Origin of the sequence: Bacillus sp. bc15 (assembly GCF_900142585.1) — a bacterium.
Classification (GTDB): Bacteria; Bacillota; Bacilli; order Bacillales; family Bacillaceae_G; genus Bacillus_A; species Bacillus_A cereus.
Genome location: NZ_FRBJ01000003.1, coordinates 78,233 through 92,099 on the forward strand (window position 1 = coordinate 78,233; position 13,867 = coordinate 92,099).

Here is a 13,867-nt window from a genome sequence, read left to right on the forward strand (position 1 = left end):
GGTTCCGTGCTTTCTTGGACACTACGATGTGCCACACGTTTCAAACAAATATGCTTCCACTTTCTTTCGTAACGTTTCATTATTCTAGATGTCCCCCTTGAATGCGCTTTAAAACTATTTGAAATCGCTTACAGGAAATAATATAGCACATATATATAAACGTGACAACACATTTCCGACATATTTTTGACAAAAATACGAATAGAATTCATAAGGTATCGAATATTGTCGAAACCTATCGTTTTTTCTTCGTATAAAAGGCATACTACTTATATAGTAAAGTATTTTATTTCCCTTACCCGCATTCCAAATTCCTTCTATATAAAGTGAAACTTTAATCAGCCATCACCAATCGGACTTTTACAAGCAGCTCGATTTATTTGCTTTTGCTGAATTTTGAGGTGGGGTTCTTACTGCTCAGCAAATAGAGGGATAAAAAAAGAGCTGATATGAAATCAGCTCTTTTCCTTCTATTATTAATGACGCTTCATACGTCCTTCTTTTTGTAACTCTTTAAATAATGCTGCCATCATAAAGAAAATAACAAAGACGAACGGGAATGCTGCAATGATAGCTGCCGTTTGTAAGGCTTCTAATCCGCCAATATATAATAGCGTAGAAGCTATCGCGGCTAGAACGATACCCCAAATCATTTTAATACGATTTGGTGGGTTTAAACTACCATGTGTCGTTAACATCCCTAAAACGAATGTTGCAGAGTCTGCAGATGTAATAAAGAATGTTGCAATAAGTAAAATACCTAAAACTGATAAAGCTGATCCAAAGCTGCCCATCTGATCGAACATAGCGAATAATCCTACTTCTGTTCCCATCTCTTTCACTTTGTCGAAGATATGTGCATCACCAAACAGCTCCATATGAATACCTGTTCCGCCGAAAACGGAGAACCAAAGTGCACCAATTACAGTCGGTACGAGTAACACACCGATAACAAACTCACGAATTGTACGGCCTCGTGAAACACGAGCAATAAACGTACCTACGAATGGTGACCACGCAATCCACCATGCCCAATAGAAAATTGTCCATGACTGAATCCATTGATTTCCGCCTTCATCCAATGGACTTAAACGGAAACTCATACTTGGCAATTCCTGAATATAAGAACCTATTGTTGAAGTGAAGTAATTCATAATAAAGTTTGTTGGACCTGCAAATAATACAATGATCATAAGTGCAAATGCAAAAATAATGTTCGTATTACTTAAATATTTAATTCCTTTATCAAGACCTGTTTGTGCAGATAACATGAAAAGAACTGTTACGATTGCAATAATAACTAACTGTGTCGTTAATGAATTCGGAATAGATGTTAAATAGCTAACACCACCTGCAATTTGTTTTGCACCGAGACCTAATGATGTTGCAACACCAAACACAGTTGCGAAAACAGCTAACACATCAAATGAATGAGCAATACGCCCGTGTTCCCCGCCCTTAAATAACGGACCTACTGTCGCACTAATCGTACTTGCTTTTCCTTTTCTAAAGGTAAAGTAAGCAATACATAACGCTACAAACGCATATAGTCCCCAAGGATGTAATCCCCAATGGAAAAATGAAAAACGCAGTGCAAGGCGCGCACTTTCCTCAGTTGCACTATCCCCAAACGGAGGTGCGTATAAATGGTTTAATGGTTCGGCAACGCCCCAGAAAACTAAGCCAATACCCATACCAGCACTAAATAACATAGCAAACCATGTCATATAACTATAATCAGGTTCGTCATCATCTTTACCTAAACGAATAGAACCGTATTTCGAAACAATTAAAAAGATAGATACACCTAAAATAATAGAAACGGAAATAATATAAAACCATCCAAACTTACTAACTAATGCAGTTTGAATTGCGGTTGTTACATTTCCTAAGCTACCTTTTCCAATAATAGATTCGGGAATAATCCCCCAAATTGTAAATGCAATACATAATGTTAATGAAACGATGAATGTTTTTGTCAGTTTCCTCATCAAATCCCCCTTCGTAGGTTTCGTTTTTGTAAATAACATAAATTCCGATATGTAAAATCGGATAGAAAACTATAATTTTGCGGTGATTTTCTTACTTTCACCTTCACCAATTCGAATTCTTATGGACAGCCTTACCTTTCGTATAACCTTTTCACTCTGCAAGAGCTACAAGTTAGAAATACTGCTGTCAAATTGTGTGAGAAAAACGCGGATAGGAATGTATTTTCCTAAAAAAGGATGTGTTACATATGTAAAAAAGGGCAAAGTTCTTCCTTGCAACCCTTTCGTTTTGTAACAATTATGCGGTTTTTTTGCTAGTATATAGCACGTGTTTATAGCTTCACAAACAAAATGTTTATGTTTATATAACTATATTACCCATAAAACGGTAAAATACTCAAGGAATGTAATCGTTTAGTAAACATCATGTAACATCCCTGTAATATTCTTATTTACGTCGAAAAAAACATGTTGTATTAAATATTTTGAATATAACTAGAAACCTATGAGTCATATAGAATGAAAAACGCTTTCCTATATTTTTTGTTATATTACAGGATGTTAACGACTTATTACGAATGGTTTGTAATTGTGTGTTTTCCCCAAATCCGAAAAAATCTGTTGCTATAATGAGGACACGAAAACAAACGCAATGGAGGCTATCATGAAAAAATTAATTGGTATAGCAACAGCAGCAGTTTTTGGTCTTGGGATTTTCACATCATCTGCTAATGCAGAAACTGTTGTAACAACAGACGTACTAAACGTACGCGAAAACCCTACTACGGAATCAAAAGTTGTCGGTAAATTACTAAACGGTAATAAGATAGATGTTCAAAATACAGAGAACGGATGGTCAAAAGTTACTTTAGACGGTAAAGACGCATTCGTAAGTGCAGAGTTCACAAAAAGCATCTACTACGTAACAGCTAACGTATTAAACGTACGTGCTGAAGCGAACACAAACTCAGAAATTCTTGGAAAGTTGAAGAAAGACGATGTAATCGAAACAACGAACCAAGTACAAAATGAGTGGTTACAATTTGAATATAACGGGAAAACAGCTTATGTTCATGTTCCTTTCTTAACAGGTACAGCACCTGTAATTGAGAAACAAGAAACGACTGTTCCTGCTAAAGCTGAAGCACCAGCTAAGGCTCAAGCACCTGCAGCACCTGCAGCACAAGCAAAACCAGCTGCTAAGCCTGCTGTGAAAGCTGCTGAAACTAGCACACCATCTGGTGGTCGTGAGTTAACAGTTGTAGCTACAGCATATACAGCTCACCCGAGCGAAAACGGGGGCACATATGGCGGCCGTGTATTAACTGCAATGGGTCATGATTTAACTGCGAATCCAAACATGAAAATGATCGCTGTTGACCCGAAAGTAATCCCATTAGGATCTAAAGTATGGGTAGAAGGTTACGGAGAAGCTATCGCTGGAGATACTGGTGGCGCAATTAAAGGTAACCGTATCGACATCTTACTTGGATCAGATAGCGCTGCTCAAAAATGGGGACGCAAAACTGTTAAAGTGAAAATTTTAAAATAACCAATGACTGCTAAATTACAAGCCGGTTCTCTTTATTGAGAGCTGGCTTTTATTTATTTATAATACATATAAGGAGGCTATGCCCATGAATGTACAAGCAAAAGTAGACTGGATTGGTACGCCAAAGCCGTACATATATAAAGATGAAGTAACATATAACGCTACTTCTATTGATTTCTCACTCGCTGGCGATGATAATCGCTATAAGTTAATTGTGCTCAAGTCTGAAAACAATACACATTACAAAATTGTGCAATATGGAATAAAACCAGGCTCTCAAAAACCATTTCCTATCGACATTCCATTTGAACAAAATATGTTGCCAATTATAGAGCGAATATTACATGATTCGTATGTACAAGCGATATTAAAGGAAACGCACTCATAATCGTAAAAAAAGATATCACCTCGCCGGATTTTTCGGCTAAGTGATATCTTTTTTATTTTCCCTTCATGAACAAAATTTAAGAAAAATATATCAACGATTTTCCGAATATATCTATCATAAATCGCAATATATCAACGATTTTTCAATTATATCTATCATAACTTACGATATATCAACGGTTTGACACGAAATATCGATTTAGCTACAAAAAGGGGCTGTTCAAATATTGAACAGCCTCTTTCATATTAACGAGTTGGACCAGATACATCTTCTGATTTCAACGTATTATTTGCACCAAGAGAATGATACAACATCTTTCCATTTCCATTCACAGTTACAATATGTTCGTTATTAAAACTTTTGAACTTCACAGATCCATCACCGTAACGAATATGATACTCTTCATATGTCGTTACTTTATATTTCGTATCACTTTGACGCTCTACATTACGAACTTCCATCGTTAATAAGTCTTCTGTAATTCCTTTTTTGTGTAAATACTGTATATAATCACGGTCTTCCTTATACGATTTCCCGCTCTTATCATAATTATTTTCAATTAAACTAAAATCATTTAATGAAATTGCACGTACGTTAGCATAAATATGATTTTTTACAAAGTCGCCCACTGCTGAATTTGATGTTTCTTTCGGGAATTTTAAGTAATACGTGCTTTGGTCTCCAATTTTAACACTTTCAGATTTCATCACACCGAAATCAGTAGTTTTCTCTAAATGTACTTCTACTGTTTCATCTGTGGATACAGGACCAAGCTTATAACTTCCATAACTTAATTTTCCACGTTTTTTCCCGTTCACAAATACAGTTGCATCACTTTTATCAGAAGAAATGCTTACATAATTGCCTTCAAGCGATAAATCAATTTTCACTTTCTCGCTCTGTTCATCCGCTAAATCTACTTCTTTCTCTGTTTCTAATTCAGTAAGTTCTGTCTTCGCCATTGCCTTTACAACATATGTACCTGGGAAGTATGGCCCCAACTCTTTCGAATTTTTATCACTAGAAAGCTCTGTTTCTTTTTTGTCATTCACATATATTTCTGCATTCTTTGCAGTTGTACTTACATTCATATAATAAGATTTCATGCTGAACTTATACTTTGGATATAAGAACCACTCTTTTCCCTCTTCTACTATTTCCCCGTCTTTAAATGCAGGTTTATCTTTTGTTAACTTTTGATCTACTGTCTCTTTCTGTAAATAAGACAACAATTGTTTGTTGTAAGAAGGATTCTCTTTTAAATAACGCATGTACGCTTTAATATCCTCTGTCTTAATCTTTAAGCTTGAATCATTTGCTTTCACAAACTCATCAATTGCGTTAATATCTTTCTTTTGGAATGCTTCAATCATTACATTTACTTGCTTTTCTTTTGAAAACTTATATGCTCCAAATTTATATGCCCCAAATAATAAAATAACAATAATAGCTAAACCAATGATTAAAAATACATTTTTCTTACTTTTCACTGGTTTTGTCTCGCTTTGTAATTCTGTATATGAAGCAGCAGTGTTATCAACGATTACTTCTACTTTACTCCCACACTCAGGACAAAAGTTTAAATGGTCTGCAACGTTCTTTTTACATGTTCCACAAAACTTCAACGTGCTCTCCTCCTATTTTTTAGCTAATTTCATTCCAGCAAATGCTGCTACATATGTCACAATCAAGCTAAACAAAGTTAAATATATAAATGAATTTTGCATAGATAATACCGTTCCACTTGTTCCAAATAAACCTGTTACAGTTCCTGAAACATTAATTTGGAACTTAGAAATCATATTCATTACAATCATCATAATTGTGTAAGAACCACTGCATACCGCTAATGTAATATATATATTGGCAGTCGGTAATTTAGCTAACTTTCTTCCCGCTCTAAACATAAAGAACAATGGAATAATAAGCAGTAATAAACCATAATGGAATACGTTATTCACTTTATCAAATTCTGCAAGGCTTTCCTCATTTGCTCCTTTTGAAATCAATATCTCTCTGAGCTCTACGCCATTTACAGAGACGCCTGATATAAATGAAAACGATAGTGTGCTCTCATCCGCTTTTGATTTCTTACCAATTCCAGTAAATTCCTTACTAAGTGCTGGACTTGATACTTCTAACGGCGCAAAATGAGCCATACTCCATAATTGAGGTGTTAACTCTAATGCTAATAATGTACTTTCAGATTTTAAAGTTGTTATTTCTTTTAATGGTTCAATACCATCTTCCTTACTTACTAACGCCATAATACAAACCGCTACTGCTGTTACTAAAAGTCCCTTTATCATAGCTGAAACACCGTAATAAACAGACGCTCCATATGGCATTAACTCTTGAAATGCTGCTGCCATATTGTTTTTGCTTGTATGAGCAATAAATCCTAATAAGGTAAATAATGTCCCACATACAAAACCACTCAATAAACTCTTAATCGCTGAATAGCCAACCGTAATCTTACCTGCTTCTGAGAATGGAATTGCAAAAGATTGTGATGCTATAAAACTTATAATGAATAAAAAGACGCCATAAATAATACCAACTGTTGATGCCATAAAAATTTGATCTTTAATCGTTTTCGCAACATGCTGCTTCCCTAACCAAATTCCTGTACCAGCGAAAATAATAAATGGAATGATTAATAGTAATGTAAATGGAGTATGCCAAGATAAAGAAAATATCAATCCACTATCGTCGTTAGCTGTAAAACCAAGTAAATGATAACTTAACATCGTAGAAGTTGCACTCGAATAAAAATTCGGCAACATTTCTAATTCTTTCGCAAATTTGCTAAACATCTCACTTAACATAGAAGCAAATAATAAACTACCAATCCAACCAGCAATTAACATGAGAATACTTGCAACAGCCCCACCAATAAAACCTTTTTGTAAAACGGCTTTATCTGCTTTAAATTCAACTTTAGGAGCACCATCCATTGTAGGCAATTTTACAGATTGTTCTTTTTTCTTCGCAACAAATAAAGAATACCCACACTTTTGACAATATAAATTTTTTTGAGCATTTTCATTGCCACAACCTTTGCAGTATTTTGCAGTATCTTTTTCTAATGTTATTGCATCTATAGCTCCTGCAATCTCCATACTACCTTCATTTGGACAATAATTTACTTCTTCACCATGTTGTTTTCCACATGTGCGACAATACATTTAATTCACTCCCCACTTTGCTTAATTCCACAAACTGGACAGTAAGTAGAGTTTTTATCGATATGCTCATTACATGAAATACAATTTACCGTTTCACCTTCATTTTCTACTGCTAACATTGGGTTAGGCTTTCCACACGAACCACAAAACTTATCATTTATTGATAAAGGTCCACCACATTCACATGTAGCTTTTTCACCTTGTTGTTTTTGCAATTCAACAATGCGTTTTCTTGCTTGATAAATAGCTACATCAAATTCTTGAACTGGAGCAATCATTTCTTTTAAGCTCGCTTCATTTACTCCATTTCCTCTTAATTGAACGTACACTTGCTGTCCAACCTCTAATAGAACCTCTGCTTTTTTCTGCATTTGCACTTGCATTCCCTTTTTCAATTGAGCAATTTCTTGTGCAACTTGCAACTTCATTTTCCCTTGTTCTATTCCTTCTTGTAACTTATTCATTCCACTACCTAACTTCGTCTGTAAATCTGACAAATTATTTCTCCTCCTATACGTATATATTCATATACGAAATTAACATTTTATATATTACCATGATTTTCAAGTTATGTAATCCAAATTTCATTTTTTCTGTTTTGAGCATTTTTTGTTTATAATGGTAAAGGAAAGAAATATGTGTACGGAGGAATATTATGCTGCAACACTCAATTACGAAAGATGAAATTATGATGATTGCGAATGAGTTCGTTCAAGGACTAGATCCACAGCAAACAGCTGATCAGGAACATGTCGCTACAGCTCGGCACCTATATCGTAGTGGTGTTGTCTACAATGTTGACTTTGATGGTTATACACTATCAGGAACTGTAGATGCGGAAGGCAACGTATATAGCGTTCATATTCCGATTCGTAACGTCGCTGAAAGTTATTGTGATTGCTTCGCACCAACACAATGTGAGCATATGCTTGCTGTATTACTATCTGCAGCGTCTAGTTTCGGGCAAGTAGGAGATGTATTAACTTTATTTAAAAATAATACGAAACCTTCCCTTCCTCCTATTCGAACTGCAAGACAAGTATTGCAATCATCAGCTTTTGAAGAAACCGATTATAAAAGTTGGCAATCGTATTTTGAAAAAGAATATGAATCATTTAAAAAAGAACAAGCTCGGCTTACTTATAAACAAATGTATTTTCTTATGAGTATCTTTACAGATTTCTATACGAAACTTGAGCGGAAAGCTCCGCGTGTCATTGCGATACATGAATTATTCAGGTTACACGCAGCACTTTACTGCTTTCAAAAGTTATTAGAAGAAATTCAGGCATTCGACGCAAACAAAACGTATTCTTATCACCAACCTGTTAATGTCATTCGCCTATTTGTAGACAAAGTGGAATCCATCGTTCGGGACTTACAATCAGAAGCGATTCCTTCAGAGTCTGAAATAATTTTACAAGAAACAGCTCGTCTCGTTCATGAAGTATTCTTCTCTACCGACACTTATACGCAAGAGCGATTTTTCATTTATCGTCACATATGGAGTGAACTTTTAAACAATAAAGAGAAAATACAAGAAGAAGAAAAACGAATCGATACGAAAATCAATCCACTATCCAAAGCGTTAGCGTCTTCCCATCTTCTCTTTTTGAATGACGAAGATCTACTAGCGATGGACTTACTAAAAAAACAGCCTGCTTCTGTTGTGAGTCTATACTTCTATTGGTTAGAAGAACTATTAAGTGCCATGCAGTGGGATCGTGCGAAAAATTGGCTTTCCTTTACGTATAAACAAGTAAAGAAAACAATCCAAGATCACGAAAATACGATTTTTATAAAAGATGTCGTTCGCCTATTTGTAATCATGTATGAAACATATGCAACACATACAAATGAACAAGCGGGTTTCGAAATGATCTTACAAGAACTATTACCGTATAGTTTCACAAACTATGAACAGTACGTACTCGCGAAAAAACAGTATCGCACATGGGCAGAGCTTCATCTCCTATATGGATTTGAAGCAATTGAACTGTTAAAAGAGCCACTGAAAGATATTGAAAAAGAAGCGCCAGAAGCGGCACTTCCTCTTTACCATCTTGCTGCTGTAGAGGCGATTGAAGAACGCAATCGCAAATCATATAAACGCGCAGTTCGTTACTTAAAGAAATTACGCACATTATATAAACGATTAAAACGCACCGATGAATGGGATGCTTTCATTATTCACATCGCCAATCTCCATTCACGTCTGCGTGCACTACAAGAGGAATTACGGAAAGGAAAATTAATCGATGATCAATCAAACTGAAGTAACAATTAGGCTCCAGCATGTTAGTCAAGGTTGGTTCCTTTGGGGAGAAGATGACAGCGGTACTCCATTATCCGTAACAAGTTGGAAACGAAATGCATTCACATGGCACTCCACTTCTTTCTACGGTACGTTTCTAAAAGAAGCAACCTTCGAAGGAAAACAAGGTGTTATGCTAACAAACGCACAAGCATTTGAATACATTGCAAACAAACCGATGAATTCATTTGCACATATGCAAATAAACGGACCTATTACAGCCCTTACGAAAGATGCAAATGAATTATGGGATGCCTTTACGAGTGGTAACTTCGTACCAGATATGAATCATTGGTCCAAACAACCATCTTGGAAAGTCCAAAATACAGCAATTGAAGATGACACATTAGCATCTCTTTTCTCAGCAGCAGTTAATGAAAGCATATTACAAGATAATCGCTCAAATGACGGCTGGGAAGATGCCAAAAGACTATATGAACATTACGACTTTACGAAAAGACAATTGGAAACAGCACTACATGAAGAAGATTGGCTTCGAAAAATTGGTTATATTGAAGATGATCTTCCGTTTACAATCGGACTAAGACTGCAAGAACCACAAGAAGAATTTGAAATGTGGAAGCTTGAAACAATTGTGACACCAAAGCGTGGGGCGCATCGCATATATGTATATGAAAACATCGATTCCTTACCGAAAAGATGGCACGATTACGAAGAACGGATTACAGAGACACAAGAAGGTTTTAGTAAGCTCATACCGTGGTTAAAAGAAGAAGATACGTTCCGAAACGAGCTCTTTGAAACAGAAGCGTGGAACTTCTTAACAGAAGCAAGCAATGAATTACTTGCAGCCGGCATTACAATTTTACTACCATCATGGTGGCAAAATTTAAAAGCAACAAAACCGAAATTACGTGTCCAGTTGAAGCAAAATACAGCACAAACACAATCGTTCTTCGGTATGAATACGCTCGTTAATTTTGACTGGCGCATTTCGACGAACGGCATTGATTTATCAGAAAGCGAATTTTTCGAGCTCGTTGAACAAAACAAACGTCTATTTAATATAAACGGTCAATGGATGCGACTAGATCCAGCCTTTATCGAAGAAGTAAGGAAACTCATGAACCGTGCCGATAAATACGGACTAGAGATGAAAGATGTCCTGCAGCAACATTTATCAAATACGGCTGAAACGGAAATTGTAGAAGATAATAGTCCGTTTACTGATATTGAAATCGAACTAGATGGATATTATGAAGAACTCTTCCAGAAGCTGCTTCATATTGGAGATATTCCAAAAGTAGATGTCCCTACTTCACTAAACGCAACACTTCGTCCGTATCAACAACACGGTATTGAATGGTTATTATATTTACGAAAGCTTGGATTTGGAGCATTGCTAGCTGACGATATGGGACTCGGGAAAAGTATTCAAACAATCTCTTACTTACTATATATAAAAGAAAACAATCTCAAAAAAGGCCCTGCATTAATCGTAGCACCGACATCTGTTCTTGGAAATTGGCAAAAAGAATTTGAGCGTTTCGCACCGAATTTACGTGTTCAATTACATTACGGAAGTAATAGAGATAAGGGCAATTCATTTGAAGATTTCCTTCAATCAGCAGATGTTGTATTAACATCTTATGCATTGGCTCAACTCGATGAGGAAGAACTAACTTCATTATGCTGGGATGCTGTTATTTTGGATGAAGCACAAAATATTAAGAACCCACATACGAAACAGTCGAAAGCAGTACGAAACTTGCAAGCAAATCACAAAATCGCTTTAACTGGTACGCCGATGGAAAATCGCCTCGCTGAACTTTGGTCCATTTTCGACTTTATTAATCATGGATATCTCGGAAGCTTAGGGCAATTCCAGCGCCGCTTCGTCACACCGATTGAAAAAGATCGTGATGAAGGAAAAATCCAGCAAGTTCAACGGTTTATCTCACCATTTTTACTGCGCCGAACGAAGAAAGATCAAACAGTCGCATTAAATTTACCAGATAAACAAGAACAAAAAGCTTATTGTCCTCTTACTGGTGAACAAGCTTCCTTATATGAACAACTTGTTCAAGATACACTGCAAAATGTAGAAGGATTAAGCGGAATTGAAAGACGCGGCTTTATATTACTTATGCTGAACAAGCTAAAACAAATTTGTAATCATCCTGCTCTTTATTTAAAAGAAGAAGAGCCACAAAATGTCGTTGAACGCTCCATGAAAACAAAAATATTAATGGAGCTCATCGAAAATATAAAAGATCAAAATGAAAGTTGCCTCATCTTCACTCAATACATCGGCATGGGGAACATGCTAAAACGTGTGCTAGAAGAAAAATTCGGCCAGCGTGTCCTCTTCTTAAACGGTAGTGTACCGAAAAAAGATCGTGACAAGATGATTGAGGAATTCCAAAATGGAACGTATGACATTTTCATCTTATCTTTAAAAGCTGGCGGAACAGGACTAAACTTAACCGCTGCCAACCATGTCATTCACTACGATCGTTGGTGGAATCCAGCTGTGGAAAATCAAGCAACAGACCGCGCATATCGCATTGGTCAAAAACGGTTTGTTCATGTTCACAAACTCATTACAACAGGAACATTAGAAGAAAAAATTGATGAAATGCTAGAAAGAAAACAATCTCTAAACAATGCGGTCATCACAAGCGATAGTTGGATGACTGAACTATCAACAGACGAACTAAAAGAATTACTTGGTGTATAAAGTGAAACTTTAATCAGGCCAGTTACGGGGAGTTTTACTACCCGCAAAAAAGCGCTAATCTCAAAATGAGATTAGCGCTTTTTTCTATTCCAAAACCAATTACTTATTATAATTCCCGTTAATCCGCCACACGTATCAAGCAATGAATCTTGCCACATTGGTGTACGGTCTCCCGTATACCATTGGTGAATTTCATCAAATGTTGCATAACCCGCAACGAAAAGAATGGCATATATAAAACATCTTTTCCTCGAATGACCTGATCGATGAAAAGCGTAATAAATCAATGAACCTAGCATAAAGAACACCATAAAATGAGCACCTTTACGAAGGAAAAACTCAATAAATCCGCCTACACCTTTATTCGCAATACTAACAGGGGTTCCTCCACCATAATCGATAGATACCCATGAAAAATGCTCTTTCACAAATTCAACATTCACATATTGTTCAATATCTGAACGCATATCCTGCTTTTTATATGGTTGTGCCGAAGAATAGAAAATCAGCCCCATCCATAGTAATACAGGAATCCAAAATAACCATTTACGATTCATTATCCAGAATTCTCCTCTCTTAATCTTTTAAGGGTACCAAAAAAAAGAAAAAATTTCACGCCAAAACATGACATTTGTACCCTATTTATAAAGTGAAAGGAGGTGATACACATGGCAATTGAAACAATCGTAATGGATTTAACTTTACGTCTTGTCTTAAACAACGGATTAGATAAGAACGGCAAAACAGTTTTCAAGAGCAAACAATTTAAACGTGTTAAAACAAATGCGAGCTTAGATCAAGTACACAACGTAGCTCATGCTCTCGCTTCCTTACAAGCATCACCACTTCACGCTGTACAACTTGTAAGCACATCAGATCTTTCTAAACTATAAAGTAAAACTCGGATCAGTGGGGATTTTATTCATCCCCACTGATTATTAGCCCGCAATTTAACCGGCAGACCCAACCCCCGTAAATAGCGGGATAAATACAAAGGAGGGAATAACACATGCAAGTACTAGAATTGATTTTCGCGAAAGAAGATGGAAAAACAGTCGTTTTTTCTATCGATACGCCTATCACACCAATCGATGCACAAGTCGTAAATCAAGTAATGGATACAATCCTTGCCTCATCTGTATTTTCATCCATTGATGAAAATACAAGAAAAAAAGGAGCTCGCCTTGTAGAAAAAAATGTATCTGAAGTTCCAATTACTCTATAAAATAAAAAAGACGAATCTGCATCATTTTGCAGATTCGTCTTTTTTCTTCGGCATTTCAATCGGGATAAAAATCTTTGAAAAACCGACGCATACATACTTATAATGTTCTTCACCTATATCAAACTCAGTCGTATATGTTGAGAAGAATATATAATCATTTCGCTTCGTATAATGATCAATTAATAACCCAACTTGTGGCTCAACATACTTTTTCGCTAACTTTTTACCGGCCGATGCCAAGTCGCCAAGGAGACCCTCTTCATTCTCTTTTTGAACTTCATCTAGCTTCTTACTCACATCATTTCGCTTCATAAACTGCTTCGCTGCCCATTCTGTATATTCTCCTTTACTCGGATTGCTGTTTGCTAAATATACTAGGAGAATGACAACTAAAGCCATAATAATATACTTTTTCTTCATACTATATCACCGCCTACTCTTTTCTATTTTCATATATATGTACAAGCGATGCAAATTAGAAAGACTATCACCTATTGATTGTAAACGA

General features: G+C 36.1%; 12 protein-coding genes. 6 read left to right on the forward strand and 6 right to left on the reverse strand.

What is annotated here, in order from left to right:
• Positions 1-476 precede the first annotated feature (476 nt).
• Positions 477-1,991 (reverse strand): glycine betaine transporter OpuD, encoded by a 1,515-nt coding sequence (gene opuD, locus BUA87_RS14175; protein WP_001229103.1) that lies wholly within the window; start codon positions 1,989-1,991, stop codon positions 477-479.
• Positions 1,992-2,655: 664 nt separating this feature from the next.
• Here opuD and BUA87_RS14185 point away from each other — a divergent pair.
• Together BUA87_RS14185 and BUA87_RS14190 are read left to right on the forward strand one after the other, a co-directional pair.
• A complete protein-coding gene (locus BUA87_RS14185; RefSeq protein WP_000733342.1) occupies positions 2,656-3,543 on the forward strand; it encodes a cell wall-binding protein EntA in 888 nt (295 codons plus the stop codon).
• Positions 3,544-3,628: 85 nt separating this feature from the next.
• Entirely contained in the window at positions 3,629-3,931 is a 303-nt protein-coding gene (locus BUA87_RS14190; protein WP_072940031.1) for a DUF3910 family protein, read from the forward strand.
• 245 nt (positions 3,932-4,176) lie between these two features.
• Here BUA87_RS14190 and BUA87_RS14195 read toward each other — a convergent pair whose 3' ends face one another.
• The 3 genes from BUA87_RS14195 to BUA87_RS14205 are packed head-to-tail and all read right to left on the reverse strand — an operon-like array spanning position 4,177 to position 7,616.
• Positions 4,177-5,556, reverse strand: a complete 1,380-nt coding sequence (locus BUA87_RS14195; protein WP_072940032.1) for a zinc ribbon domain-containing protein — start codon at positions 5,554-5,556, stop codon at positions 4,177-4,179.
• Between the two features lie 12 nt (positions 5,557-5,568).
• Positions 5,569-7,119 carry a zinc ribbon domain-containing protein gene (locus BUA87_RS14200; protein ID WP_065229580.1) on the reverse strand — a complete coding sequence of 517 codons (1,551 nt, stop codon included), beginning with the start codon at positions 7,117-7,119 and terminating at the stop codon, positions 5,569-5,571.
• A gap of 5 nt (positions 7,120-7,124) precedes the next feature.
• Positions 7,125-7,616, reverse strand: coding sequence for a zinc ribbon domain-containing protein (locus BUA87_RS14205; protein WP_001281749.1), 492 nt, complete (start codon positions 7,614-7,616; stop codon positions 7,125-7,127).
• 158 nt (positions 7,617-7,774) lie between these two features.
• On the opposite strand from BUA87_RS14205, the gene BUA87_RS14210 reads away from it, so the two are divergent.
• Both BUA87_RS14210 and BUA87_RS14215 read left to right on the forward strand, forming a co-directional pair.
• Complete coding sequence (locus BUA87_RS14210; protein ID WP_000939149.1) at positions 7,775-9,394, forward strand: SWIM zinc finger family protein; 1,620 nt, start codon at positions 7,775-7,777, stop codon at positions 9,392-9,394.
• A complete protein-coding gene (locus BUA87_RS14215; protein ID WP_072940035.1) occupies positions 9,378-12,134 on the forward strand; it encodes a DEAD/DEAH box helicase in 2,757 nt (918 codons plus the stop codon). The genes BUA87_RS14210 and BUA87_RS14215 overlap by 17 nt, the downstream gene beginning before the upstream one ends.
• 71 nt (positions 12,135-12,205) lie before the next feature.
• Here the strand turns inward: BUA87_RS14215 and BUA87_RS14220 are convergent, their stop codons facing one another.
• Positions 12,206-12,691 (reverse strand): VanZ family protein, encoded by a 486-nt coding sequence (locus BUA87_RS14220; protein WP_001080704.1) that lies wholly within the window; start codon positions 12,689-12,691, stop codon positions 12,206-12,208.
• Positions 12,692-12,802: 111 nt separating this feature from the next.
• Between BUA87_RS14220 and BUA87_RS14225 the strand changes: the two genes are divergently transcribed.
• A complete protein-coding gene (locus BUA87_RS14225) occupies positions 12,803-13,027 on the forward strand; it encodes a DUF1659 domain-containing protein (RefSeq protein ID WP_000963861.1) in 225 nt (74 codons plus the stop codon).
• 116 nt (positions 13,028-13,143) lie between these two features.
• Positions 13,144-13,359, forward strand: a complete 216-nt coding sequence (locus BUA87_RS14230; protein ID WP_001197593.1) for a DUF2922 domain-containing protein — start codon at positions 13,144-13,146, stop codon at positions 13,357-13,359.
• 21 nt (positions 13,360-13,380) lie between these two features.
• Here the strand turns inward: BUA87_RS14230 and BUA87_RS14235 are convergent, their stop codons facing one another.
• Entirely contained in the window at positions 13,381-13,779 is a 399-nt protein-coding gene (locus BUA87_RS14235; RefSeq protein WP_000731400.1) for a DUF4359 domain-containing protein, read from the reverse strand.
• Positions 13,780-13,867: the final 88 nt, after the last annotated feature.